The organism is Arthrobacter ginsengisoli (assembly GCF_031456935.1).
GTDB classification, from domain to species: domain Bacteria; phylum Actinomycetota; class Actinomycetes; order Actinomycetales; family Micrococcaceae; genus Arthrobacter; species Arthrobacter ginsengisoli.
Map to the genome: position 1 here is coordinate 313,969 of NZ_JAVDVQ010000002.1, position 25,118 is coordinate 339,086.

A 25,118-nucleotide genomic window follows, 5' to 3' on the forward strand; every position below is an offset into this window, starting at 1 on the left:
TCGGCCCATGAAAGCCGCCGTATATCTGCGCCAGTCCCTCGACCGCGACGGGCAGGGCTTAGCCGTCGAGCGCCAGCGCCAGGACTGCACCGCCCTGTGCAAGGCTCGCGGCTGGGATTCCATCGAATACGTAGACAACAGCATCAGCGCCAGCACCGGCAAGGTTCGCCCGGCTTATGCTCGGATGCTGGAGGACATTTCAGCGGGCCGCATTCAGGGCGTAGTTGCATGGGATCTGGACAGATTGCACCGCCGGCCTATCGAGCTGGAGCACTTCATCGACTTAGCGGACAAGCACAGCTTGGCGCTGGCTACCGTGACTGGGGACGTGGACCTATCCACGGACAACGGGCGACTGTATGCCCGTATCAAAGGCAGCGTTGCCCGCGCCGAAGTGGAGCGCAAGAGCGCCCGCCAGCGCCGCGCCGGTTTGCAACGCGCCGAAGCCGGTAAACCTTGGGGCCCACATCGCCCGTTTGGTTTCGAGGATGACAAGACCACTCACCGGCCGGAAGAGTCGGACGTTATCCGGGGCATGTATGCGGACTTGCTGGCTGGCGTTTCACAGCACGAGATAGCCCGAAATCTGAACGCCCGTGGGATCCAAACCACGCGCGGCGGGGAATGGGTACAGTCCACCGTTCGGGAGTTGCTGCGGAACCCGCGAAACGCTGGACTGCGACGATACAAGGGCGAAATCATCGGTAAGGGCGACTGGGAACCCATCGTCAGTGAAGAAACCTGGCGCGTAGCCGCCCAGCGGATGACCGGCGGCAGTAACGGCGGGGGGCCGCGTAAGCACCTGCTGGCCGGTATCGCTAAATGCGGCGTCTGCGGTGCAAACATGGTCACGGCATATCTGCCCGGCAAGGTTCGGACCTACGCGTGCACCAGCGGTAAGCACGTGGCCAGGAACGCCGAAACCATCGAACAGCAGGTAACTGAAACCATCCTCGCCGTGCTCGAATCCTCGCCGCTCCCGAGTCTCACGGCAGACAAAAAGGCCCCGAAATACAGCGAGCTATCGAAGCAGGCCGACACGCTGCGCCGGCGGCTGGATTCCCTCGCGGTCGAATTTGCGGACGGCGATCTGACGGCATCCCAACTACGCGCCGCCACGGATCGGATGCAAGAGCGAATTGCCGACATTGAGCAGGCCATGACGAAGCGTTCCACTAGCGCCGCCCTTGCGCCCCTAGCCGGGGCCCAGGACATGCGGAAAGCGTGGGAGGGCCTAAGCGTTGCCCGCCGCCGTTCCATCATTGACGCCCTCGCCGTTGTCACGGTTCACCCCGTTAAGAATCGCCGGAACCCGGAACCTGGCTCAGTGGAGGTAGCGCCGCGCCAAGACTAGGGGAGGGGCATAACGCGCCCCAAAGTGACAGGTGTTGCCCGTGGGGGACAAGTAAGGTAAAGTGTGGCAAAGTGGCTTATTAGTCGCACCCTCCTTCTTTCCGGAGACTGAGAACCCCGACAGGCCCACGGCTAGCGGACTCCCTGTGGTTTGCCGCAGGAGTAATCCCCGGGGGACAAGTGTTTGAAGTCCCCACCGCTCCAAGGTTCGCCTCGGACGAAGAGACAGCGCAAAGTCCGTCGTTTGACGGCAGGCCCACCAGCCGCAGAAAGTTCTACAGCCGACGCCTGAAGCGGACATTGAATGACACGCTTGTGATTTCCCGGACACTGGGTTAGGCTTAGTCCCGTCTGTACAGCACCGTCTGAAAATGCAGACAGAACCTCTTACCGTTCGCGGTTTGAGCACCCCGAGGTAGTTTTTCGGGAGTAGAGGTAATCACCCTTGGGTCCGCCCCTCGGAGTAAAGACTAGGAGAGCACCAGCCCCCATCCAGTAAGCCCGCGACAGCGGCAGGCCGAACACTCCCGATCATCGGCTTAGGGGCAACACAAACAAATCCGAAAAAATCAGAGCGCGTAGTCCCGCCCGGTGCGGTATAACGTCCGGTCCCTTGGATAAGGGCCGAAAGCTGATAGATAGTCACGCCCGAATCACCCCATGAAGTTGCTGGGAGATGAGGGCTTTTTTATGCTCAAAATCTGAATACCTGTCACTACCTGAACCGATCACAATCCGTGGTCGGTTTTTCTGTTTAACCGTCACCCTCGAAGGCCCTGGATCACTCCGGGGCCTTTCCCATTTAAGGAGAAACCATGACCACGGACGCCCCCTGGCTCGCCACGCTGACCGAAGCCGGAGACCGCTATAAGTGCAGTTCCCGCACCCTCCGGCGAATGATCGCCCGCGACGAGCTGACCGCCTACCGCGTGGGCCCGAAGCTCATTCGCATCGACATTCGGGAAGCGGACCGGATCTTCACCGCAACGGCTGACGATGAACGCTGAAACCCGCGCTCACATTCAGCAAGTAGCCAACTCATGGCCGAAACTCACCCGCGAACAGATCGACCGAGTGACCACCATCATTCAAGGACAGGACACCTAAATGACCGCAAAAAACAACGGCCCAGCGGGAAGCCGAACCGTTGAAATCTCGTGGGGAGATTGCAACCAGTTTACACACCGCCGGCGCCAGGTCCGCTTCAACGGCCCCGCGCTCATCTCAACAGCCACTTGGCAACGCTGGGAAATCGCCAGATACCTCCTGGAAACCGAGACGCCAGGCAGGTTCGGATTCTTCACAATCGACGGGGGAAGCAAATGACCGTTGCTGAATGGTTCCGCGCCGATGCTTTCGAGCCCGAAGCGCCGGCCACGTGGGACGACGCCGGACTTAGATCACACCAGCGCATAGCGGCACGGTTCGCCACTTTTGCCGCCGGTAGGGCCCTTTACGTGGACGGCACCGGCTGGCACTACTGGGACGGGGCCCGGTGGGCACCCGACGCCAGCCAGGCGCGGGTAAACCAGATCCTTACAGAGATGCTCAAAGTTAGCTGGATGGAAGCCCAGTCAGACCGGGACCTAGCCGCCGACGTGAAAGCCAGTATGACGGCCACCGGATCCGCCGGCGTCCTCAGCCTCGCGGCACGTAAGCTTTTCGCCGCAACGGTGGACGTGGATCCGTGGTTGCTGAACTGTAAAAACGGCACGCTGGACCTGCACAGCCTGGAGTTGCGCCCGCATGACCCTAAAGACCTCATAACCAAGATCACCGGGGCGGCGTACGATCCATCCGCACCAGGGGAAGCATGGCGGCAGTTCCTTGCCTCAAGTCTCCCGGATCCCGAAGTACGGGGATTCTTCCAGCGTTACGCCGGGCTCGCCCTCATCGGCAAAGTGATTGATCACGTCATGGTCATAGCTACCGGATCCGGACGCAACGGCAAGGGAGTTATTGCCCGCGCAATGAAGCCCGCACTTGGGGACTACGCCATATCGGGAGCGAACGACCTGCTCATAGCGGGCCGCAAGGGTGAGAAGAAAAGCGCCTCTGAACTATCCGCCATGATGGACCTCCGCGGGGCTCGGTGGGTTGAAATGTCAGAGATACCCAAGGGCGCAAAACTTGACGAAGCCAACACCAAGCACTTGGTAGGCGGCGACGTCGTGCCGGCAAAGCTCATGGGCAAGGACCGAATCAACTTTGAGCCCAGCCACTCGTTCTACATGCTCACCAACGACCTGCCGGCCATTGACGCCGACTCCGAAGCCGTATGGGCGCGTATACGCGTCGTGCCCTTCACTGAGTCATTCATCGGGCGTGAGGATCACACCATCGAACCCCGCATAGCCGCCGAATCCAGCGCCGTCCTTGCATGGGCAGTCGAAGGGCTCAGGGAGTACCAGAAGATCGGGCTAGCGGCACCTAAAGCCGTCCTAGCCGCGGATGCAGAGTACAGGCAGAGTAACGACCCCGTTAGCGTGTTTGTGTCTGAGGAATGCATCGTATCCCCGGCGGCATCCGCAGCGTCCTCAGTTTTGTTTGAGGCGTACGCAGATTGGGCCCGCCGCAACGGCGATCCCCAGCTCAGTTCTACGGCGTTTGGTGCCCTGTTGAAGCGGATCCCCGGCGTAGTGCCGGGCAAGGTAGCCAGGTCCCGCGGGTATAGCGGTATCGGGCTCGCGGCGAAGCTGGAGGAGTTCTAAACATGCCTCTGACTAGGGAAAACATCGAAGTGGGACAGGTGGGACACGTTCTCCGCTCGATTCTCACGGGAATTGAATCTAGGGAAGTAAGCGGAAAACGCGTCCCACGCGTCCCCAAACCTCGAAACTCAGCACTGGAGGCCGCGAAATGACCACCACCCCGCAGCCCTCAGTAGCCGCTATGAAGCTCTCAAAAGCCCAGTACATCGAACTATGCGACACCCTCCGCCACAGGGCCCAGGAGGCTCACCACAACGCCCGAGCATGGGCCAACCGGGCACTAGAGGCCGAGAGCCGCCTAGCCATCTACGAACCAGGCGACGACCACCCCGCCACACCCGAAGGAATGGAACCGACATGCTGACCACAACTGCCAGGAAGACTGACATGCCCACACCAACCGAGGCACCAGAAGCCCAAGTCGCCGGATTCGACCACCGCGCCATCATCGTCAATTGCCCGTACTGCGCCCACTTGCACCGCCACGACCGGAAGAACCTGCCCAGCCAGGGCCGAACACGCCGCGCCGCCGGTTGCGGACTTCACTCCAGCCAGGAAGCCCGCGTCACGGGCTACTGGATCACCCTCCCAACAAACCCCACGCGGGAGACCGCAGAATGACTGACCGCCGCCCCTACTTCGCAAAAGTAATCGCGCACGACTGGGCCACGCCCGGACGCCCAAGTACCCCCGGAATAGCGTTCATCGGCCGCGGCGGGCTCAGCGCACACCTCACACCGGCCGAAGCCATCTCGCTTTCTAATCACATAGTCGATCTCGTTGAATCCCTCGAAAAGGAGAACTAAATCATGACCCGTCCCACCATCGACACCTTCAGCTTCAAGACCACCACCGGCTACGCACCCCACGGACGCCCGCCGGCTGACAAGATCGACAAGCGGTTCGCCCCGATCTTCGCCCGCCTCGACAAGCTCAAGGAAAACCGTTCCGCAGCGGAAGAGCTGGTCAATCACCTGGCACAGCCCGCCCGCGACGCCGAAGCCACCAACGCCGACGACACCGCGGCCGCCGAAGCCATCGCAAAAGGCAAGAACGCACCCGACCGCGACAACGAGCACAAGCTCGCAGCAGACCGGAAGCAGTCCGGCCTGAACCTCGCCGGATACGCCCTGGCTATCCAGACCGTGGAAGCCGAAGCCGAAGCACTCCGCGACAGCATCACCCCATCAACGGCAGACCTCGAAGCCCGCCGCGAAAACATCCGCGCCATGGTCGAAACGCTCAAGACCGAACACGCCGCGTTCCTTACCGCCGAAGCCGTTCACGAATGGAACACCCGGGGGATCTACCTGAGCCGCACCAATTACAACCCTCAGGACCTGCTACCCGCCCTCGCTGCATGGTCAGGTGCCCAGCGGTACAACACCGCGCCGACCTCCGAGCTGTTCAACGCCCTCGCCGACACCCTCACCAACTAAGACAAGGACACACACAATGACTGACATCGCCGAACTCCGCCGCATCACCCGCGCTAACCTCCTCGCCGCCGAAGCAGCACGCCCCAAGGTCGACAGCCAGGGCAAGCCGCTAACCACGAGCGTCTTCACCTACGACGACATGGGCCGACTCATCAAGGCCGAAGCACAGGGCAACGCCTAAGCCCTGCCGAACATGACCACCCGCCGCCGGTCCTCACTCACGAGGGCCGGCGGCAGTGGGGGGCAAGCCCCGAACCCCCCTCCAGCCGGTCGCATCCGCGTGCGATCGCAATATCCCCCCGAGTCGCGGATTCCACGTCGGGCGCGATTCATATAGGGGGGGTAGCCCCCCGGCCTAGGTGTTTTCGCTGGCACTAGCGCCATAGGGCCTGACTGTTTGTACGAAACCCAAACCTTTCTCACGCGCGTGGGATAGCACAGTAACTGATCAGACAAGGAAACAAACATGTCCGAAGGAACAACACACCCGCTGCCCGCAGGCCTGCATGTGGTTGAAGACCCTAGCCACCCGCAGCTCTACCTCGTGGCCGAAACCGCCGAATTAGGCGAAGACCCTAACAACCCCAAGTTCTACCTGATTGGATCCTGACCCATGCCCCGCAGAATCATTTCCGTTGACGACACGTTCAACGTCCCCGACTCCGTTAAAATCAACGATGCTAACCTCCCGGCGCGTCTCGCGGACGCGGCACTTAATGCCACGATTGGTGAGCAAGTTTGGCCCAAGCTTGACAAGACGGCGGTGGGCTTCGGGACGAAGGTTGGAGCCTTCTCGTTCGGCGGCGGCGGTGGCGCCAGCGCAACTACTTCCGTCTCCGAAATGATCGTCCGCACCCCGTTCCGGCTGCCGGTCAAGCCCACCCGCGCACGGCTGCATGTGCAGAACCGGAACCTGAAGGACAACCTCGGGCTGACCCCCGGCGCGTTCGCCTTCACCGGATTGTGGATCGGCAAGCCCGTTTTGGACTCAGTCGGCGGCCTGACGGCCAACTTCACCGCCGCCCCCACGAATGTCATTGGCGCGTTCAGCACCCCGGCTGATGGCAGCGAGTACGTGTCCGCCTGGTTCGACACCTCCGCGATCATCGACGCGAAGACCGACTACGCCCTGTCCTACGGATATACCTGCACGGCCGGGCAGAGTACCCACCGTGCCACCGGCTTTCACTGGTGGTCCAACATCACGGGCGACGCCGCAAAAGCCAACCTTCAGAACATGGTAGGCACCGTCACCACCAACCAGTCCCCGCACCTGGACATCTGGCTGGAGTACGAGTTCGCCGCAACCAACCCGGTCAACCTGCACGTGGGCGACTCTCTCACGGACGGGCAGATGGCGATCTACGGGGCAAGGGACAGCTACCCGCAGCAGTTCTCCCGCCGCACGGGCGCCGTAGCCGCGACCCTCGCGTTCTCCGGTTCGTCCCTCTCGCCGGGCTGGGACATCACGAGCCCCAAGTACGGCAAGTACGCGGGGCTGGTATTCGATGCGATGTACGTCCACCTCGGGACGAACGACATCAACGCGGGCGCAAGTCTCGCTACGGTGCAGACTCGGCTGGGCATCGCCCTGGACAAGCTCCGCACCACCTACGGCAACGTCCCGGTGTACCTCGGCATCGTCCCGCCACGGAACTTCGGAGCCGGGCCGGAGGCCGTCAGGGTCGCCTACAACACGTGGCTGCGGACGCTCCCGTTCGGGGTCACGGGAACGATGGACTTCGACCGGGCTGTCCGTTCGGCGGCTGATCTCAAGCTGATCGATGCGGACTTCAACGGCGGCGACGGCACCCACATGAGCACCGCGGGCTATGACAAGTTCGCGCAGGCAGTACCGCTGCGAACGTCCGTCTAGTTCGGGAGCTCTGCGGCGACGAGGGAAGCGAACCGGGCGTGCCCGGCCGGTGTGAGGTGCAGCCGGTCGGGCAGGAACTCAAGGTCCCAGTCCAGCGCGGAAACGTACTGGGCCCCTTTCGCCTTGGCGGCACGCTCGGTGCCGGCCTTCACGTCAACGCTCTCGCCCGTGGCCTTCAGATGCGTTTCCAGCGTGGTGCAAAGCTGCTGCGCGGTGATGTTGTCGCGGACTTCCTTGGCGGCGTACGCGCCACCACCCACGAGGGCAAGGCCAAGCGCGGCAGAGACGATCACGGAGCGGCGTTTCAAGATTCCCCCAAGGCTTTTTGTCATGCAGTGACCTCATCACATGGTCCCCGGTTCCTGCACCATGACCTGTTGGCAGGATAATGACGCTGGTGGACACAAATCATGCCAACCAAGAAATCAGCCATCATCAGATGGATGTCATCCTCGCTGAGCTTACGGCACGAGGTGCAGGGAACCCATGCTCGCGTTGCGGCCACATTCCGCACACGCTGCACAACTCGCTCACGCACATACAACTCATTGGGTCGACCGAGGGCACGCTCTTAGGAGGCGTGGCGGTTCCCGCAGCATTGATCATTTGCAATAACTGCGGCGCTGTCTCGATGCATGCGTTGGGGGCGCTCGGACTGCTGGAACATCCCGCTTTCGCCGCATGGGCTGGCGTCCGCCCATGAGTGAGATCCAACAAACGCCCTCGTCGCGGCCGCAACCGCTGGCGCACACGATTGATATCAGCGCGCACATCTCTCGGTCACTAACAGTTTCCACGAATCTGGACCAGGACGTCATCATCACCACGAAAGACAAGATTGCCAACGCGCTTCATGAGGTCCTGCCGAAGTTCAGGCGGAGGGTGAGTTGGGTTGCGCCAGTCGGCGTCACCGCCAGTCTATGGATTGCCCTAGCGTCCACAGACTTCAACCAAAAACTACTCGGAATACCAGCCGATACCTGGAAGGGCGCCTTCCTTCTGGCGGCCGTTCTGGGATCTATCTGGGTCCTCGTTGCTGTCGGGCGTGCCGTCTTCGGCGGGGCGTCGCATGCACATGTTTTGAGTTCGATCACTGCGACCCATTCCAACGCCACCGTCCAGACCATTCAGGGCCATGTGGACACCTGAGTCATCGATTTCGACCGGAACGTGCTGGGGCTAAATAAGACCGGCTAAGTGCCCTAACTGAATAGACGAAGAAAACCCCCGCCAGCTAACCATGCTGGCGGGGGTTTTCTTGTTTCCTCGTCAATCTTTAGGAATACCGGTGCAAAACGCATCGTGTCGCTGCAGCATGTCCTCAATCAGGCTGCGGTCGTTCTCATGGGCAACAAGGCCGTGGAACGGGCAACGCAACGCATAGCCCGTCTTGCCGACTTTCTCGATCTTTGAGTTCATGGGCACAGTCTTACATGCCGGCGTCAGACCCCCGGCCTAGTCTCTGCCCTGTGGTGAAACTCGACGTGGACGCGGTAGGCCGGATGCTGACCAAGGGCAGGTATGTTTACGGCATGGCAAGCTTCACGCTCGACGGCGAAACGTTCGAGTATCTGAAACCGGATCCGGGACACCAGTCCGAAGAGGCTAAGTCCTGGACCTATGGGCAGTATCCCAAGGTGCTAGCGAGTGTGCCTCTCGCTGACGGCGGCGCGGTGAGTGTCTACGCCGTCGCGGAACGCTGGAACCCCTCACACATCCTAGTGAGCTGGGCAGACGACGGGCGGCACGCACACTGGGCCTGGATCCCCGCCGGCAACGTGGAACGCGTCACCGATTCAGAATGGGATATAGAGGAGTACCGCCGTTGCCCGGACAACCTACGCGGGATCCGCTGGGGAAACCGTCTGCCAGGATTCCTGCCCGCCTAGACGGCACAGAAAAGCCCCGGACCCATGACGGGTGCCGGGGCAGTTCCTAGGCGCGTAGAACTCTCTCAGGCGGTCACGCGGCGTACTTACGGCCAAGGGCAGCCAGTGCAGTTCCCGCCGCGATTGCCTGTTGAGCCGTCATCCCGACCATTCGATAGTCGCCGTTCGGCGGCAGAAGCTCGAAAGTCACGCCGTGCTCGAAGGTGAACGTGCTCTCGATCCGCCAGCCATCGCCAGCCACAGACGGCCCGTCGAAGTAACCCGCCGGCAACTCTGGATGCATTGCGTCCATCGCCTCGGTGAAACCCACGGGCGGCGTGGGGATGGGGCCGAGCTTACCCAAGAGCTCCACGGCAGTTATGCCCTGCGCTTCTGCCATTTCTCCGAGCTCGCGGACTGTCTTGGGCATCTTGGTGCTGTTCATGGTGAGACCGTTCTGTTGTGGTTGTCGCGTCCCCAGCGGACGCCGTGATTGTAGCGGGTACGTATGACAGGCAGGGGTAGTACGTTTAAAGATGAATCGGATCTAAAGAACTGGCTTGTCATAGTCCCTCGTCCCGTCGAACTCCCGCCGCCCCCGCCCCTTGTCTGCTGCATTCCACGCCTTTAGCCCGCCACGGTGTCCGGAGCAGGCTGTAGCGCATCCGATCACAGGGCCCGAGTGAACGGCAGCCATGGCGGTTCATGGCTTGAAGAGGGGTAGTGCCGCGCCCGATTGAGTACGTCGAAGGGCTGGAACACGCAGGCGGAAGCCTGGAACCGATCAAGGGAACGGGAACGCGCCTTGACCGGATCCCGACCGCCGCCACAACTCGCTATGGAGCCGTGGGGGATCGGGAAACGTCAGGCCACTATTTCCGACATGGGGCAACCGAAAGTTTCAGCAAGCGTGTGAATCTCGCGGACGGTTAGCACGACGGCGCCGGAGAGTTTGTCCTCCAATTCGGCCCGCGTGATCCGCAGGGCCACGGCGGCATAGGCCGGAGATACGTCCGAAGCGTGAAGGCGTTCCCGGATCCGGTCTAGCGTCATGTCGTAGTAAGAGACGGGTGCCGCGCTCATGCGGACACCGGCCCAAAGAGCAGACCCTCAAGAATGGAGGGGATAAGGAAGAAGCTCAGCACGATAATCGTGTAGAAGGTCTGCTGCACTGTAACTTGCACGGCGCGGGCGATATGCTTGTTCATGTTGCCGGTCCTATTCACTGGTAACCACGCCCCGGACTGTTAGCGCAGTGCCGGGGTTTACTTATGCAGGAACGATAAGCTCAAGCCGGTCAACCTCTTCGGCTGACGCTGCGGTCTTCTGGCCTGCCCCCGGCAGCATGAACAGTTCGGGGCAACCGGATAGCGGTGATTCTCACGTATCAGCTTATTTAGGCTGATTTTTAGTAATCAGTTGAAAACGATTGATTCTCTAAGATCAGCTCTTGTAGGGTTGGGCTATGTACGTGATGACCATCGACCAGCGCGGCAGCAGCGCCGACGTCGACCGCGTCCCGGTCCTCCTCGCGGAGCTGGCCGGGCTGTCCACCGCCGGCAGATTTGAGCGATCCGTGGGCGACGAGGTCCAGGGAGTCGTGGAGCGCCCGGACGAAGTCGTGGACATCGCCCTGCACGCCCTGCGCAGCGGCCGCTGGTACGTGGGCATCGGGGTGGGGGCGGTGGATCTCCCGCTGCCTGCCAGCCCGCGGGAAGGATCCGGCCCGGCCTTCGTGGCGGCCCGCGCCGCTGTCGAGAAGGCCAAGTCCGGGTCCGCCCATGTGCCCATCGCCGTCGTCTCGGGGGGCCTGCGCAGGGGAGAGGCCGCGCCCTCGCCCGCGGGATCTGCCGGCGCCCGCGCCTGCGCCAACGCCGAGGCGGTGTTGCGGCTGATCGGACTTCTGGTCCAGGACCGGACGGCCGCCCAATGGAAGGTCGTGGATGTGCTGCGCCCCTTGCAGCAAGGGCACGCCGGTACCCACGGCACGCAGAAAGTCGCTGCCCAAAAACTGGGAATCACCGAACAATCGGTGAGCCGTGCGCTGTTGCGCTCCGGCTGGCAGGAAGAATGGGCCGCGAGGCCCGCGGCGGAAATGCTGCTGGACTTCGCCCACCGGACAATAACCGGCAACAACGACGGCGGCGGGCCCGCGGACGGTGCCCGGATCCCGGACCGGACGCAGCGCACGGATTCCCGCCCCGCGGAAAGCACAGGAGGAGACCGGTGAACGCCCTCTGGATCACCCTGGCCCTGCTCACTGCCGGCTTCGCCGGCTGGCCCGTGACGGCCCTGGTCTTCCGGCTTGCCCGGACCATCGACGACCGGCAGGACGCCGGTTCCGGCGCTGACGCGGCGAATGACCCCGCGGCGGACGCCACCGTTGATTCCCCGGCCCCGGCCAGCACCACCGCCGGCACCGCGGCGCCGGCAGGTGGCCCCGCCGCAGGATCCGCGGCCACCTCGGTCAGCAGCGTCCGGATCCTGCGGGGAGGCGCGATCATCGGTGTGCTGGAGCGGCTGGCCGTCTGCCTCGCGATCCTCGTCGGCGAACCGGTCGCGATCGCCTACGTGGTCGCGATCAAGGGCCTGGGCCGCTTTGCCGAACTGAAGGAGACTCCGGTCGCCGCGGAGCGGTTCATCATCGGTACCCTGACCTCCCTGCTGTGGGCGGCCGGCGTCGCCGCCCTGGCCAAGGTGCTCGTCCTCGGCTGACGCCACCCGGATGGGTCCCGGGCCGTCGGGGCGATAGTGTATCCCCATGACTGTTTTTGCTGTTGAGTATGTATACGACGCCGAATCCTCCGAAGCCCGCGACACCGCCCGCCCCGCGCACCGCGAATGGACCGCAGGACTTGCCCAGGAGGGAACACTGCTCGCCAGCGGCCCCTACGGTGACGGCGCCGGCGCCCTGCTGATCTTCAAGGCCGCCGACGAGCAGGCCCTGAACGAGGTCCTCAAGCAGGACCCCTTCGCCGCGGCCGGTGCCATCTCGGGCACCCGAACCACGGCCTGGGCTCCCCTGACCGGCCTGCTGGCCGGTCACGCAGCCTAACCGTCCCCGCCAGACCTACTTCGATACAAGGAGTCCATGTGACCTCGGTCAGCCTGGGAATGCCGTCCGCACCGCCGCCCGTCCTCGCGCCGCGCCGCAAGACCCGCCAGATCAAGGTGGGCTCGGTCGGCGTCGGCTCCGATTCGCCGATCAGCGTGCAGTCGATGACCACAACCCCCACCACGGACATCAACGCCACGCTGCAGCAGATCGCCGAACTGACGGCCTCCGGCTGTGACATTGTGCGCGTCGCCTGCCCGTCCGCGGACGACGCCGAGGCCCTGCCGATCATCGCCCGGAAGTCCCAGATCCCGGTGATCGCCGACATCCACTTCCAGCCCAAGTATGTCTTCGCCGCGATCGAGGCCGGCTGTGCCGCCGTGCGCGTCAACCCGGGCAACATCCGCAAGTTCGATGACCAGGTCAAGGAAATCGCCCGCGCGGCGAAGGACCACGGCACCTCGATCCGGATCGGCATCAACGCCGGATCGCTGGAACCGGGCATCCTGAAGAAGTATGGCAAGGCCACCCCGGAGGCCCTCGTGGAGTCCGCCGTGTGGGAAGCCTCGCTGTTCGAAGAGCACGGCTTCAACGACTTCAAGATCTCGGTCAAGCACAACGACCCGGTCATTATGGTCGCCGCCTACGAGATGCTCGCCGAACAGGGCGACTGGCCGCTGCACCTCGGCGTCACCGAGGCGGGCCCGGCTTTCCAAGGCACCATCAAGTCGGCCACCGCCTTCGGCGCCCTGCTGTCCCGCGGCATCGGCGACACCATCCGCGTTTCCCTCTCCGCCCCGCCGGTGGAGGAAATCAAGGTTGGCAACCAGATCCTTCAGTCGCTCAACCTGCGCCCGCGCAAGCTCGAGATTGTCTCCTGCCCGTCCTGCGGCCGCGCCCAGGTGGACGTGTACACGCTTGCCGAACAGGTCACCGCCGGCCTGGAAGGCATGGAGATCCCGCTGCGCGTGGCCGTGATGGGCTGTGTCGTCAACGGGCCGGGCGAGGCGCGCGAAGCCGACCTCGGTGTAGCCTCGGGCAACGGCAAGGGACAAATCTTTGTGAAGGGCCAAGTCATCAAGACTGTCCCGGAGGACCAGATTGTTGAGACACTGATCGAAGAGGCCATGCGTATCGCTGAAGAGATGGGGGAGGCCGATGGCGAAGATGCTGTCAAGGGTAGCCCCGTGGTTAGCGTCTCGTAAGGACGGCGCCGCTCCCGGCGTCGCCGTCCGGACCCTGGGGGGATCGGACACTTCCCAGCTGATGGACCTGGCCCGGCAGGACGCCGTCGCCAATGTGTTCATCCTGTCCCACCTGGCAATCGCCGGTTCGGCCGCTCCCACCACCGGCGGCGCCAGCATCCTCGGGGTGTTCGACGGCGGCACCCTGCTGGGAGCCTGCTGGGCCGGCGCCAACCTGGTTCCGGTGCAGCTGGACCCGGAGCTCGCCGGCACGGTCGCTGCGTCCGCGCACCGCTCGGGGCGCCGTTACGCCTCGATTTTCGGCCCGGCCGACACGGTCCTCGCCCTGTACGCCGGGCTGGAACGGTTCGGCCAGTCCGCCCATGAGATCCGCTCGGACCAGCCGCTGATGACGATTGCCGGGCCGCCCGCCGTCGCCCCGGATGAACACCTGGGCTTCGGCCAACTGGCGGACTTCGACCGGATTCTGCCCGCGTGCGCGGCGATGTTCGAAGAGGAAGTGGGCTATTCGCCCTTCCTCGGCGGCCGGGAGTACTACAGCCGCCGGGTCAAGGGGCTGATCCGCGCGGGCCATTCCATGGTCCACCTGGACGCCTCCGGCGAGGTGGTCTTCAAGGCCGAGCTCGGCGCCGTCACCCCGGAGGTGACGCAGGTCCAGGGGGTCTGGATGAACCCTGAGTACCGCGGCCAGGGGCTCAGTGCCGGATACATGGCCGCCGTCGTCGGCCTGGCGCAGAACCTGGCCCCGGTCACAAGCCTCTACGTCAACAACTTCAACACCCGCGCCCGCGCCACCTACGAGCGGGTCGGCTTCCGGCAGGTCGGAACGTTCGCCACGGTGCTCTTTTAACTCCAGCACACTTGTGCCCCATCAGTCTCACCGGTCCTCCGGAGAAATATCTGGATGCTGACTCTTGTTTTCGTGCCCAGCGTCACATAGGTTCGAGCTAACCGTGTCGCATGGGCACGTGTTTCCCCGGGAGCTGCAGCCGGGGATGCAGACGCCCTGAGGGCAACAAACGGAACTCACAGCCAAGTCTTTGGCGGTGCTGGGGCCGCAGAGCCACGCCATGACAGGATGACCAGCCGGCAACGGCCAGGGGCTTCCGTCAGTTATGGCGTGGCTCTTCCGCGTCCGGGCTGACGGTAGATTAGTACCTAGACGCGTGTGCCGGTTTCTCCGGTTTCACTGTTTTGCCTGCAACTTCCCAGAAACGGATAGATACCCAGTGGTCCTTCGACTTTCCAAGCTGTTCCTGCGCACCCTGCGTGAAGATCCCGCCGACGCCGAAGTGGCCAGCCACCGGCTCCTGGTCCGCGCCGGGTACATCCGGCGGGCCGCCCCGGGCATCTACACGTGGCTCCCGCTGGGGCTCAGCGTGCTGCGGAAAGTGGAGACCGTCATCCGCGAGGAGATGGCTGCCATCGGCGCCCAGGAAGTGCACTTCCCGGCCCTGCTTCCCAAGGAGCCCTACGAGGTCACCAACCGCTGGACCGAGTACGGCGACGGCATCTTCCGGCTCAAGGACCGCAAGGGCAACGACTACCTGCTGGCGCCCACCCACGAGGAAATGTTCACCCTCCTGGTCAAGGACCTGTACTCCTCGTACAAGGACCTGCCGCTGAGCATCTACCAGATCCAGAACAAGTACCGCGACGAGGCCCGCCCCCGGGCAGGCCTGCTGCGCGGCCGCGAATTCATCATGAAGGACTCCTACTCCTTCGACGTCGACGACGCCGGCCTGGACGCCAGCTACGCGGCGCACCGCGGCGCCTACCTGAAGATCTTCGAGCGCCTCGGCCTGGAGGTCATTCCGGTGGCGGCCACGGCCGGCGCCATGGGCGGCTCCAAGAGCGAGGAATTCCTGCACCCGACCGAGATCGGCGAGGACACCTTCGTCCGTTCCGCGGGCGGCTATGCGGCCAACGTCGAGGCTGTCACCACGGTGGCCCCCGCGGACATTGACTTCAGCAACGCCCCCGCCGCCGAGGTCCGCGATACCCCGGACACCCCGACCATCGAGACGCTCGTGGACGCCGCCAACATCCTGGTGCCCCGGACCGAGTCCGACGGCGGAGCCTGGACGGCCGCCGACACGCTCAAGAACGTCGTGCTCGCCGTCACCCTGCCGACCGGCGAACGCCAGATCGTCGTCATCGGCGTTCCGGGCGACCGCGGCGTCGACCTCAAACGGGTCGAAGCGAACATCGGATCCTTCCTGCCGATCGCCGGCGAAATCACCCTTGAGGCCGCCAACGAGGAGGACCTCAAGAAGCAGCCCCTCATCGTCAAGGGCTACCTCGGACCCGGCCTGTCCCTGGACGCACCGCTGCTGGGCACCGAGGGTGCCGCCAAGCTCCTGTACCTCGTGGACCCGCGCGTCGTCAGCGGATCCGCCTGGGTCACCGGCGCCAACGAGGCGGGCAAGCACGTCTTCGGCCTGGTCGCCGGACGCGACTTCGGCTGGGACGGCGTCATCGAATGCACCGAGGTGCGCGCCGGCGACGAGGCCCCGGACGGCTCCGGCCCGCTGGAAACCGCCCGTGGCATTGAAATGGGACACATCTTCCAGCTCGGACGCAAGTACGCCGAGGCCCTCGAACTTAAGGTCCTGGACCAGAACGGCAAGCAGGTCGTCGTCACGATGGGGTCCTACGGCGTCGGTGTCACCCGGGCGGTCGCGGCCCTGGCCGAATCCAACCACGACGACAAGGGCCTCGTCTGGCCGCGCGCCGTCGCTCCGGCCGATGTCCACGTGGTGGCCGTTGGCCGCGGCGAGGAGATCTTCGCCGCCGCGGAAAAGCTGGCCTTCGAACTGGAGGCCGCGGGACTGGACGTGATTTACGACGACCGGCCCAAGGTGTCCCCGGGCGTGAAGTTCGGCGACGCCGAACTCGTCGGGGTGCCGACCATCCTCGCCGTCGGGCGCGGCCTGGTGGACGGCGTGGTTGAGATCAAGGACCGACGCAGCGGCAACGCCGAAAACATCGCCGTTGAGAAGGCCGTTGACTACGTGGTCGACGCCGTCCGCAGCAACTAGCGCGGCGCACGTTCAGGCGTGGTTTCCGGACTCGAGTCGATCGAGCTCAGTACCCTCATCCTGATTGTGGTCGCCGGCTTCGCCGCGGGCTGGGTCGATGCCGTCGTCGGCGGCGGGGGATTGATCCAGCTCCCGGCGATGCTGCTGGTGCCGGGTATCAGCCCGGTGCAGGCCCTGGCGACCAACAAAATGGGGTCGATTTTCGGCACCACGACCAGCGCCGTCACGTACTACGGCAGGGTGGGGCCGGATCTGCGCACCGCGCTGCCCATGGCCGTGATCGCCCTGGCTGGCAGCTTCGGCGGGGCGGTCCTCGCGGCGAACCTTCCGGCGAGCGTGTTCAAACCCATCATCGTGGTCGCGCTGGTCGCCGTCGCGCTGTTCACCGCCTTCCGCCCCAACGTGGGGGAGCGGACCAGGCTGCGGCACACCGGCCACCGGCACTACCTGCTGGCGTGCCTGATCGGCGGGGTGATCGGCTTCTATGACGGCCTGATCGGCCCCGGCACGGGGTCCTTCCTGGTTATCGCGCTGGTCTCGGCGATGGGTTACGCCTTCCTCGAAGCGAGCGCCAAGGCGAAGATCGTGAATGTGGCCACCAACACCGGCGCCCTGCTGTTTTTTGTGCCGCACGGTGCCGTGCTGTGGGGGCTCGGGCTGGTCCTGGGCCTGGCGAACATGGCCGGCGGGTACCTCGGAGCGCGGACGGCCGTCAACCAGGGCAACAAGTTCATCCGCATCGTGTTCCTGGCCGTGGTCGGAGCTCTCATAGTCAAGCTCGGCTCGGACATCTGGCAGGACAGCTTCGCCTGACCCGCTCCGTCGGGTTCCCCTTCGGACTCCTCCGCCCGGGCCTTCCGCCGGGCCCTCCCGGGACGGCGGCCCCGGGCGTAGCATGCAAGCTATGTCAGCACCTGAAGAACGCTACAGCGATGCCCTGGAGGCTGCGGCCCGTCACGCCCGGCAGTGGCTGGAGAGCCAGGAAACACGGCCTGTGGGCCCGCGCGTGACCGCCGCGGACCTTGCAGCCGCCTTTGGAGGTCCGCTTCCGCAGAACGGGATGCCGGCCGCGGAGGTCGTGGAGTACCTCGCAGCGAAGGCAGAACCGGGGCTGATGGCCATGCCCTCCGGACGGTTCTTCGGCTGGGTCATCGGTGGCACCCTGCCGGCCGCGCTGGCCGCGGACTGGCTGGTCAGCGCCTGGGACCAGAACTCCGGACTGCGCTTCGCAACTCCGGCGACGGCGGCCATCGAAGAGGCGGCCGGCGCCTGGCTGCTGGAGCTGTTGGGGCTTCCCGCAGAGTCCGACGTCGGATTCGCCACAGGTGCGACGATGGCGAATTTCACCGGACTGGCGGCGGCGCGGTGGCGCCTGATGGCCGACGCCGGCTGGGATCTCGACGTCGACGGCCTCTCCGGTGCGCCCCGGATCCACTGCTTCGTGGGCCATGAACGCCACGACACGGTCGACCTCGGCCTGCGCTATCTTGGTCTGGGCCGGCCCACGGTGGTCCCCGCGGACCGGCAGGGCCGCATCGACCCCTGGGCGCTGGACCGGGCCCTGGCCAGCGCCGTTGAACAGGTAGCGGCCGCCGGATCGAGCCCGGCCCCGTTGCTGGTCTGCCTGCAGGCCGGAAACCTCCACTCCGGAGCCTTTGATCCGTTCGTGGAGGCAATCGCCATCGCAAAAGCACACGGCGCCTGGGTCCATGTGGACGGCGCATTCGGGCTCTGGGCCGCCGCTGTCCCGGAACTCGCCGCGCTGACCGCCGGGCTGCAGGGCGCCGATTCCTGGGGTACCGACGCGCACAAGACGCTCAACGTCCCCTACGACTGCGGCATCGCCGTGGTCCGTGACGCCCAGGCGCTCCGCTCCGCCATGGGCGTGCAGACCAGCTACCTGATCCACGACGCCGACGGCGCGGCGGACCCTTTCGAAAAGGTTCCGGAACTGTCCCGCCGGGCCCGCGGTGTGCCGGTGTGGGCTGCGCTGAAGTCACTGGGCCGGGACGGCGTCGCCGCCCAGGTCCGCGGACTCGTGCAGCGGGCGCGGGAGCTGGCGGACAATTTGTCCGCGCTGGACGGCGTCGAGGTGCTTAACGACGTCGACTACACCCAGGTCTCGCTGGCCTTTGGCGACGACGACGCCACCCGCGCCGTGACGGCACGGATCATTGCTGACGGCCGGGTCTGGATGTCCGGTTCACGCTGGCAGGACAGAGACGTCCTGCGGATCTCCGTGAGCAACTGGAGCACCGACGACGCCGACGTGGCAGTCGCCGTCGCCGCCGTCCGGGACGCCGTGGCAGCAGTCCGCGGGAGCGGGAGCTAGCGCACGTCCCTTCATGCCGGCTACCGGCCTGCCGCGGTCAGCTGCCCGATTGACCCGGTGCGGGCAACTCGTGCGGGGCGGCAAGGCCCGGCAGCGTCCGGCCGGCGAGCGTGCTGGCCACCCAGAGCGAACGGGCGAGGTCGCCTTCGTGGCGCGGCTTCGAGGCATACGAGAGGGCATTTTCGACCTCGCGGGCCAGGCTCCACTGCCGGGCCACTTCGGCGTCGAGCCCGGCGGCAAGGCTGAAATCCCGGCAGCGCCCGCGCAGGCCTTGCTCCGGATCGGCCCGGGACAGCTCAGGGATCCGGTTCCACAGCAAGGGCGCAACGGCGAATTCAGCCTCGCCGATCATGGGCTGCGGATCGATCGCGGCCCAATCAGCGGCCGGTTCCCGGCCGCCACCATCCGGTCCGTCACCCGGGAGCCTCGACAGGATATTCAGGTAGTGCAGATCGGTGTGGACCAGCACGTCCCGTCCGGAGCGGCGGCCGACGGCCCCGCGGGTCTGGCAGACCTCAAGGGCGGCTTCCAGCAGCCAGCGCGGAAAGGGGCGGCCCAGCTGTTCCCAGCGCTCCGGCAGTTCATCGCTCCATTGCTCGGCCCGGGCCGCCACATGGCTGAACTCCTGCCATTCCGGCCGTCCGTCCGGGACCAGGCTCAGCCCCCTGACCAGCCCTCCCCACACCGGAACGGCCAGTTCCATCGGCGCGTCCCGGAGGGAGCGGGCGGCGTCCAGGCGCTCGAGCAGCAGCGCCCCGGCCTTGGCGTCGAACGCCAGCAGCCGGACCGCACCGTGTCCGTTCCAGAGGGCCAGGGCGGACGGCTCAAGGAGGGCCTCATCGTGCGGATAGGCGATCTTCAGGACGGCAGCCGAACCGGTGGTCGCGGCGGTGTCGGCATTGGTGCTGGTGCTGGTGGCGGGGATGGTGGTGTCTGCGTCAGCGTCCCCGCCGGGGCGGCGGCGCACCGGGACCACAATCGCCCCGTGGCCGTTCCCCGGCAGCGCGTCCGGCCCGAGGTCAAGCTCGAGCTGCCACCGGTCCAGGCTGTGCCGGATCAGCCGGGGGAGCGACGCCAGCCAGTCGCGGCCCGCCGTGCTGGCGCCGCAGCGGCGGCTGAGGTCGGGCGGGATCGGGACTTCTGCGGACTGGCTCATCGGAACCAGCGTAGTTGCTTCCGGCCGACCTCGCGGCAGGGGAGATGGCGCAGAACACGGTCGGTCCGGCTCCTCCGCCAAGCCACACGCGTCGCGGTACTTGACGCGGCCATCTGACACGGTTGGCCGCTACGTGGGGTGGTTTGGCGGCCATGTGTGGCGATTCGACGGGGCGCGGGGGTGGTTTGGCGGCGATCTGACACGGTTGGCCGCTACGCGGGGTGGTTTGGCGGCGATCTGACACGGTTGGCCGTTATGCGGGGTGGTTTGGCGGCCATCTGTGGCGATTCGATGGGGGCGCGTGGTGGTTTGGCTGCCATGTGACACGGTTGGCCGTTATGCGGGGTGGTTTGGCGGTCATCTGACACGGTTGGCCGTATGCGGGGTGGTTTGGCGGCGATCTGACACGGTTGGCCGTTATGCGGGGTGGTTTGGCGGCCATCTGTGGCGATTCGATGGGGCGCGGGGGTGGTTTGGCGGTCATCTGACACGGTTGGCCGTTATGCGGGGTGGTTTGGCGGCGATCTGACACGGTTGGCCGTTATGCGGGGTGGTTTGGCGGCCATCTGTGGCGATTCGATGGGGCGCGGGACCGGCGACCCGGTCTACCTGCTGAGCCTCCGACGCGGGCGGCCGCGGACCACCGGCGGTCGACGCGGCCACCTACCGCGGCCGGCACGCCGTTGAACGCGACGGGCCTCAACAGGACTGTCAGACGGTGATGCCGCTGGCGCCGAGCCAGCTGCCGATCAGGAAGGTCGCGATGAGCGCCGCAGCGCCGCCGATCACCACCCGGATGGCCGCCTTCGTCTTGGAGCCGCCGCCGATCCAGGCGCCGATGGCCCCGGTCAGTGCCAGGGCCACGAGTACCGCCACGAAGGTCAGTGGAACACGGATGTTCTCCGGCGGCAGCAGGATGGCAAGCATGGGGAGGATCGCGCCGATCAGGAACGCGGCGGCGGACGCGAAGGCGGCGTGCCACGGGCTGACAATGTCCGTCTCGTCAATGTGCAGTTCCGCGGACAAGTGGGCGCCGAGGGCGTCGTGCGCGGTGAGTTCCTTGGCCACCGTGCGGGCCGTATCGGCGCTGAGTCCCTTGCCCTGGTAGATGGCCGCGAGTTCCTCGAGTTCCTCTTCGGGCTGCTCTTCCAGTTCGCGGCGTTCCTTCTCGATCAAGGCCCGCTGGCTGTCCTTCTGGCTGCTCACGGAGACGTATTCGCCCAGAGCCATCGAGATGGCGCCACCCACGACACCGGCGGTGCCGGCGACCAGGATGGGCCCCGAGTCAGTAGTGACGCCGGCGACACCGACCACAATCGCGGCCACCGAGACGATGCCATCGTTGGCGCCCAGCACGCCGGCGCGTAGCCAGTTGAGGCGGTGCGCAATGTCATTGTGGTGAGGCTCGTTCTCATGCTGGATGGGGGCGGCTTGACTGTCCATTGCTACAGCAAATCACCGGCTCCGGCGCATCACCAGTATTACGGGCCTAAGTAAGCCATGGCTTTGCAGCCCAGCGGTCCCAGCTGGCCCAGGAACTGGAGACAGGGTCTACGGACTGGGGCTGGGTGCGGGCAACTCGGGGAACTGCTCCTGGTCCGCCGCCAAGCCGGGAAGGACGCCGGCTTCGGCACCCCAGAGAGCCGTCCGGCGCGCGGCTCCGACAAGGCCGGAGATCGCCCACCGACGGGTTTCGCCCTCGCTAAGAGCCACCAGGTCGCCGTAAACAGGAAGGGCCGAAACCTCCAGGGCTCCCAGGCCAGCGGCAGGCGAGACCAGGAACTTCTGATCCATTTTGTATCCGGCTTCCCGCAGCGGAACCACAGTGCAGTGCATCCTGCTCAGCGCTTCGGCGTCGGCGGCGAGAGCCTCGTGCCGGGCGAGCTGCTCCGACGCCGGACCGGCCGCATCGCCGTCGAGCCGTGTCAGGGCCACCTGGTAGCCGTATACGGTTTCCAGTTCAGCCGCCACGGTCGCTGCCAGCGCAGCGGACAGGGACGCGGGCACAGCAACGGGCGCGGACGCGGGCCCAGAGGAGGACGGGGAAGCAGCCGGAGCGTCCGTGCCCGCCGCCGCACTCCCGGGGGTGGACGACGGCGAGGCCGCCGGGCTTGGGCACGCGCCGGACAGCGGGGGTGCCGCGGGGTCGGGCACTGCGGGGGCGGGTGCGCCGACGGCTGCGGCGAGTGCGGATGCCTGGAGCAGCTGGGCGGTTCCGACGGCGGCGAGCAGCCGGGCCATTCCGCCGTCGGCCACGGCAGCATCGCTGAGCCGCTGCGAGGCGCTGGCAGCCAGCTCGGTCGCCAGCGCGGCCGCCGACGCGGGCCCGGGAGCGGCAGCAGACGGCGAAGCGGCAACCGATGCAGCAGCGGCAACCGGCGCAGAAGCAGCAGCCGAAGCTGTGGCCGGGCCCGGCGAAAGAGTCAACGCCGGCTCGTCCTGCCCCGGCACCAGGAGGGCCCGCGCGTGGCTTGTCAGCAAACTCACAGTGCTCGTGATTGCGGGCTGACCATCGCCGGCGGGGGACTGGCCGAGTTGCTCTCCCGCCGCCCGCAGCCGCAGGGTTTCGGCAAGGGCGGCGGACCGCGCCTGTTCGGAGAACGGCGGTTCGACGGGCTCCTTGGGGCTCCCGGGACTCAAGGCCATGCCGAGGCTGACGACCACGAGGGCGAGGCATGCCAGGAGCGAGATGCGGGGAAGGAGTTCCCGCCGCCGCTTTTCCCTGGTGTCGTCTTTCACAACAGACCATGTTGTCATGCCTGCGGGGAACTCGGTGCACCACGGTGCCCGGAAAATCGCTAGGCTAGTACACACAACATCATCTAAACGGGAGGCGGCCGGCATCATGACCAACGCAGAAGCCACGACTTCAACAGACCGGACCGGGACGGGTAAGGCTGAAGCCGCACCCGCTCACAACTTCGAGGCCGAGCGGCTGCATGCCCTCCTGGAGCCCGAAGTCCTGGCCAACCGGCTGTACCTGGAGGACGTTTCCATTCACGTCGCCGGTGCCAACCGGGTTGTCCACGTGGTGGTGGACCTGCCGCAGGAGGAGATGGGCGGCGTCGGGCTCGACGTCATCGCTGAGATCTCCAAGACCCTCTCCGACACCCTGGACAACGATCCCAGCACCGACGCGCGGCCCTACGAGCTTGAGGTTTCCTCGCCGGGCGTCGGCCGTCCCCTCACCGAAGAGCGGCACTGGCACCGCGCCCGCGGACGGATGGTCCAGGTGAATGTCCTGCAGGGCGAGAACGTCACCGGCCGGGTCCAGTCCGTCGACGACGACGGCGTCACCCTGGTCCCGGAGATCACGGTGAAGAAGGGGATGAAGCCCAAGCAGGGCGAGCCCATCAAGCTTCCTTTCGACAGGATCCGCAGTGGAAAAGTCGAGATTGAGTTCAGCCGCCTCGAAGAGGCCGGCCTGGAGAACGCACACAATGGACCTTCTGAGGAGGCCTAATGGATATTGACATGAGCGCACTGAGACTCCTGGAGCGTGAGCGTGAAATCCCGCTGGATCTCCTGATTCCGACGATCGAACAGGCCCTGCTGGTGGCCTACCACAAGACGCCCGGAGCCTTTGAAAAGGCCCGTGCCGAGCTGGACCGCAAGAGCGGGCACGTGACCATCTGGGCCACGGAGATCGACGACGACGGCGCCCCCATCGGCGAATTCGAAGACACCCCGGCAGGCTTTGGCCGGATCGCCGCCAGCACCGCCCGCCAGATCATCCTGCAGCGCCTGCGCGATGTTGAGGACGACAACGTCCTCGGCGAGTTCAAGGGCCGCGAGGGTGAACTGGTGGCCGGAACCATCCAGCAGGGCAACAACCCGCACATGATCCAGGTCAACCTGGGCACGGTGGAGGCGCTGCTGCCGCCGCCCGAGCAGGTGCCGGGGGAGAAGTACACCCACGGCAACCGGCTCCGCGCCTTCGTGATCGACGTGCACCGCGGCACCAAGGGTCCCTCCATCACGCTGTCCCGGTCACACCCGGGTCTCGTGCGGAAGCTCTTCGAAATGGAAGTTCCGGAAATCGCGGACCGCTCCGTGGAAATAGTCGCCCTGGCCCGCGAGGCCGGTCACCGCACCAAGATGGCCGTCAAAGCCAACAACCCCGGCATCAATGCCAAGGGTGCCTGCATCGGTGAAATGGGTTCGCGCGTCCGTGCCGTTATGAACGAACTCAACGACGAAAAGATCGACATCGTCGACTACAGCGACGATCCGGCGACGTTCATCGCCAGCGCGCTGTCCCCGTCCCGGGTGAATTCGGTCACCATCACGGACGAGGCAACCAGGTCGGCCCGCGTTGTGGTGCCGGACTACCAGCTCTCCCTCGCGATCGGCAAGGAAGGCCAGAACGCCCGCCTCGCCGCAAAGCTCACCGGCTGGCGGATCGACATCGTCTCGGATGCAGTCGTCAACCGCGACAAATAGTCGGTCAAAGTTAGCGGCGCCCGAAAAGAGGGCCGCAGTTCAGACTCGCCCGTCAGCGTCCGCGTCCCCGAAAGTTCGGGGGCCGGGCGCATGAGGGGCTAGAATAGACATGACCGCGCCTAACGGCCGGTATCCGCGTGTCCCTAACGCGTCCGGTTTTGAGTTCCGGCGAAGGTGTTGTTGACAACCCTTGGCCAGACGGTTCCGGATGCCCCGGGGCCGGCAGATATGTACTGGCAGGAAGATACTCGTAAGTGGCACACGTGCAACACCTCGAGAATCAACCGCAACGTACCTGCATCGGATGCCGGAAAAAGGGCCCGCGGTCAGAGCTACTCCGGCTCGTCGCCGACGGCAGCGGTTCATCCGCCGTCGTACTGGATGAACGACGCCGGATGGCTGGCCGGGGTGCATGGCTGCACCCCAGCGAAAAGTGCCTGGCACTGGCGGTCAAACGTCGGGCGTTCGGACGCGCCCTGAACGGCGCTACCGTAACGGCCGACGTCGAACGCCGGATCATGGCAGGCACGCAAGCCGTGGACACTCCGGTGGCCGCAGCAACAACCGTCCAACCTGAAAGCGGGTCAGAAAACTGATGGAAACCCGATGAGTTCCCAGCGATGAGTGCGCAACGATGAC

General features: G+C 65.4%; 30 protein-coding genes. 22 read left to right on the plus strand and 8 right to left on the minus strand.

What is annotated here, in order from left to right; translation table 11 throughout:
* Positions 1–7: 7 nt before the first annotated feature.
* The 9 genes from J2X01_RS03510 (at position 8) to J2X01_RS03550 (ending at position 7,379) form a co-directional block, all read left to right on the plus strand.
* Positions 8–1,354 (plus strand): recombinase family protein, encoded by a 1,347-nt coding sequence (locus tag J2X01_RS03510; RefSeq protein ID WP_310050600.1) that lies wholly within the window; start codon positions 8–10, stop codon positions 1,352–1,354.
* An 814-nt stretch (positions 1,355–2,168) separates the two neighbouring features.
* Positions 2,169–2,360, plus strand: a complete 192-nt coding sequence (locus tag J2X01_RS03515; protein WP_310050602.1) for a DNA-binding protein — start codon at positions 2,169–2,171, stop codon at positions 2,358–2,360.
* Positions 2,361–2,675: 315 nt separating this feature from the next.
* The gene (locus J2X01_RS03520; RefSeq protein ID WP_310050603.1) at positions 2,676–4,064 is read left to right on the plus strand and encodes a DNA primase family protein; all 1,389 of its coding nucleotides are present in this window, start codon (positions 2,676–2,678) and stop codon (positions 4,062–4,064) included.
* 357 nt (positions 4,065–4,421) lie between these two features.
* On the plus strand, positions 4,422–4,685 hold the full coding sequence (locus tag J2X01_RS03525) for a hypothetical protein (protein ID WP_310050605.1): 264 nt from the start codon (positions 4,422–4,424) through the stop codon (positions 4,683–4,685).
* Entirely contained in the window at positions 4,682–4,870 is a 189-nt protein-coding gene (locus J2X01_RS03530; RefSeq protein ID WP_310050607.1) for a hypothetical protein, read from the plus strand. Before J2X01_RS03525 ends, J2X01_RS03530 begins: the two co-directional genes overlap by 4 nt.
* Before the next feature lie 3 nt (positions 4,871–4,873).
* Complete coding sequence (locus J2X01_RS03535) at positions 4,874–5,503, plus strand: hypothetical protein (RefSeq protein ID WP_310050609.1); 630 nt, start codon at positions 4,874–4,876, stop codon at positions 5,501–5,503.
* Positions 5,504–5,519: 16 nt separating this feature from the next.
* The gene (locus J2X01_RS03540; RefSeq protein WP_310050611.1) at positions 5,520–5,684 is read left to right on the plus strand and encodes a hypothetical protein; all 165 of its coding nucleotides are present in this window, start codon (positions 5,520–5,522) and stop codon (positions 5,682–5,684) included.
* 285 nt (positions 5,685–5,969) lie between these two features.
* Positions 5,970–6,113 (plus strand): hypothetical protein, encoded by a 144-nt coding sequence (locus J2X01_RS03545; protein WP_310050612.1) that lies wholly within the window; start codon positions 5,970–5,972, stop codon positions 6,111–6,113.
* Positions 6,114–6,116: 3 nt separating this feature from the next.
* Positions 6,117–7,379: an SGNH/GDSL hydrolase family protein gene (locus J2X01_RS03550; protein WP_310050613.1), complete on the plus strand. Its 1,263-nt coding sequence runs from the start codon at positions 6,117–6,119 to the stop codon at positions 7,377–7,379.
* On the opposite strand, the gene J2X01_RS03555 is transcribed toward J2X01_RS03550, so the two are convergent.
* Positions 7,376–7,711 (minus strand): SGNH/GDSL hydrolase family protein, encoded by a 336-nt coding sequence (locus tag J2X01_RS03555; RefSeq protein ID WP_310050614.1) that lies wholly within the window; start codon positions 7,709–7,711, stop codon positions 7,376–7,378. The genes J2X01_RS03550 and J2X01_RS03555 overlap by 4 nt on opposite strands.
* Positions 7,712–8,078: 367 nt before the next feature.
* Between J2X01_RS03555 and J2X01_RS03560 the strand changes: the two genes are divergently transcribed.
* A complete protein-coding gene (locus tag J2X01_RS03560; protein ID WP_310050615.1) occupies positions 8,079–8,528 on the plus strand; it encodes a hypothetical protein in 450 nt (149 codons plus the stop codon).
* A 120-nt stretch (positions 8,529–8,648) separates the two neighbouring features.
* Here the strand turns inward: J2X01_RS03560 and J2X01_RS03565 are convergent, their stop codons facing one another.
* Positions 8,649–8,798: a hypothetical protein gene (locus J2X01_RS03565; protein ID WP_310050617.1), complete on the minus strand. Its 150-nt coding sequence runs from the start codon at positions 8,796–8,798 to the stop codon at positions 8,649–8,651.
* Between the two features lie 50 nt (positions 8,799–8,848).
* Here J2X01_RS03565 and J2X01_RS03570 point away from each other — a divergent pair, with 50 nt between their 5' ends.
* Positions 8,849–9,268 carry a hypothetical protein gene (locus tag J2X01_RS03570; RefSeq protein WP_310050618.1) on the plus strand — a complete coding sequence of 140 codons (420 nt, stop codon included), beginning with the start codon at positions 8,849–8,851 and terminating at the stop codon, positions 9,266–9,268.
* A 73-nt stretch (positions 9,269–9,341) separates the two neighbouring features.
* Here J2X01_RS03570 and J2X01_RS03575 read toward each other — a convergent pair whose 3' ends face one another.
* The 3 genes from J2X01_RS03575 to J2X01_RS03585 all read right to left on the minus strand — a co-directional run bounded on the left by J2X01_RS03575 (position 9,342) and on the right by J2X01_RS03585 (position 10,455).
* A complete protein-coding gene (locus J2X01_RS03575) occupies positions 9,342–9,692 on the minus strand; it encodes a hypothetical protein (protein ID WP_310050620.1) in 351 nt (116 codons plus the stop codon).
* Between the two features lie 419 nt (positions 9,693–10,111).
* A complete protein-coding gene (locus tag J2X01_RS03580; protein ID WP_310050622.1) occupies positions 10,112–10,330 on the minus strand; it encodes a hypothetical protein in 219 nt (72 codons plus the stop codon).
* Positions 10,327–10,455 carry a hypothetical protein gene (locus J2X01_RS03585; protein ID WP_310050624.1) on the minus strand — a complete coding sequence of 43 codons (129 nt, stop codon included), beginning with the start codon at positions 10,453–10,455 and terminating at the stop codon, positions 10,327–10,329. Before J2X01_RS03585 ends, J2X01_RS03580 begins: the two co-directional genes overlap by 4 nt.
* Before the next feature lie 257 nt (positions 10,456–10,712).
* Between J2X01_RS03585 and J2X01_RS03590 the strand changes: the two genes are divergently transcribed.
* The 8 genes from J2X01_RS03590 to J2X01_RS03625 all read left to right on the plus strand — a co-directional run bounded on the left by J2X01_RS03590 (position 10,713) and on the right by J2X01_RS03625 (position 18,880).
* Positions 10,713–11,477 carry a MarR family transcriptional regulator gene (locus J2X01_RS03590; protein ID WP_310050627.1) on the plus strand — a complete coding sequence of 255 codons (765 nt, stop codon included), beginning with the start codon at positions 10,713–10,715 and terminating at the stop codon, positions 11,475–11,477.
* On the plus strand, positions 11,474–11,962 hold the full coding sequence (locus J2X01_RS03595; protein WP_310050628.1) for a hypothetical protein: 489 nt from the start codon (positions 11,474–11,476) through the stop codon (positions 11,960–11,962). Before J2X01_RS03590 ends, J2X01_RS03595 begins: the two co-directional genes overlap by 4 nt.
* Before the next feature lie 46 nt (positions 11,963–12,008).
* Positions 12,009–12,302, plus strand: a complete 294-nt coding sequence (locus tag J2X01_RS03600) for a YciI family protein (protein ID WP_310050630.1) — start codon at positions 12,009–12,011, stop codon at positions 12,300–12,302.
* Positions 12,303–12,340: 38 nt separating this feature from the next.
* Positions 12,341–13,507: a flavodoxin-dependent (E)-4-hydroxy-3-methylbut-2-enyl-diphosphate synthase gene (ispG, locus tag J2X01_RS03605; RefSeq protein WP_310050631.1), complete on the plus strand. Its 1,167-nt coding sequence runs from the start codon at positions 12,341–12,343 to the stop codon at positions 13,505–13,507.
* On the plus strand, positions 13,470–14,357 hold the full coding sequence (locus J2X01_RS03610) for a GNAT family N-acetyltransferase (protein ID WP_310050936.1): 888 nt from the start codon (positions 13,470–13,472) through the stop codon (positions 14,355–14,357). The genes ispG and J2X01_RS03610 overlap by 38 nt, the downstream gene beginning before the upstream one ends.
* A gap of 379 nt (positions 14,358–14,736) precedes the next feature.
* Positions 14,737–16,548: a proline--tRNA ligase gene (locus J2X01_RS03615; protein WP_310050633.1), complete on the plus strand. Its 1,812-nt coding sequence runs from the start codon at positions 14,737–14,739 to the stop codon at positions 16,546–16,548.
* A gap of 18 nt (positions 16,549–16,566) precedes the next feature.
* The gene (locus J2X01_RS03620) at positions 16,567–17,361 is read left to right on the plus strand and encodes a sulfite exporter TauE/SafE family protein (RefSeq protein ID WP_310050634.1); all 795 of its coding nucleotides are present in this window, start codon (positions 16,567–16,569) and stop codon (positions 17,359–17,361) included.
* Between the two features lie 91 nt (positions 17,362–17,452).
* Entirely contained in the window at positions 17,453–18,880 is a 1,428-nt protein-coding gene (locus tag J2X01_RS03625; RefSeq protein ID WP_310050636.1) for a pyridoxal phosphate-dependent decarboxylase family protein, read from the plus strand.
* A 37-nt stretch (positions 18,881–18,917) separates the two neighbouring features.
* On the opposite strand, the gene J2X01_RS03630 is transcribed toward J2X01_RS03625, so the two are convergent.
* From J2X01_RS03630 to J2X01_RS03640, 3 genes are all read right to left on the minus strand, one after another.
* Positions 18,918–20,036 (minus strand): aminoglycoside phosphotransferase family protein, encoded by a 1,119-nt coding sequence (locus J2X01_RS03630; RefSeq protein ID WP_310050638.1) that lies wholly within the window; start codon positions 20,034–20,036, stop codon positions 18,918–18,920.
* A 711-nt stretch (positions 20,037–20,747) separates the two neighbouring features.
* A complete protein-coding gene (locus tag J2X01_RS03635) occupies positions 20,748–21,479 on the minus strand; it encodes a VIT1/CCC1 transporter family protein (RefSeq protein WP_310050641.1) in 732 nt (243 codons plus the stop codon).
* A 108-nt stretch (positions 21,480–21,587) separates the two neighbouring features.
* Positions 21,588–22,775 carry a DUF4439 domain-containing protein gene (locus tag J2X01_RS03640; RefSeq protein ID WP_310050643.1) on the minus strand — a complete coding sequence of 396 codons (1,188 nt, stop codon included), beginning with the start codon at positions 22,773–22,775 and terminating at the stop codon, positions 21,588–21,590.
* Between the two features lie 106 nt (positions 22,776–22,881).
* Between J2X01_RS03640 and rimP the strand changes: the two genes are divergently transcribed.
* The 3 genes from rimP (at position 22,882) to J2X01_RS03655 (ending at position 25,075) form a co-directional block, all read left to right on the plus strand.
* Complete coding sequence (rimP, locus tag J2X01_RS03645; protein ID WP_310050645.1) at positions 22,882–23,499, plus strand: ribosome maturation factor RimP; 618 nt, start codon at positions 22,882–22,884, stop codon at positions 23,497–23,499.
* A complete protein-coding gene (gene nusA, locus J2X01_RS03650; protein ID WP_310050647.1) occupies positions 23,499–24,479 on the plus strand; it encodes a transcription termination factor NusA in 981 nt (326 codons plus the stop codon). The genes rimP and nusA overlap by 1 nt, the downstream gene beginning before the upstream one ends.
* A gap of 263 nt (positions 24,480–24,742) precedes the next feature.
* Entirely contained in the window at positions 24,743–25,075 is a 333-nt protein-coding gene (locus J2X01_RS03655) for a YlxR family protein (RefSeq protein WP_310050938.1), read from the plus strand.
* Positions 25,076–25,118 lie beyond the last annotated feature (43 nt).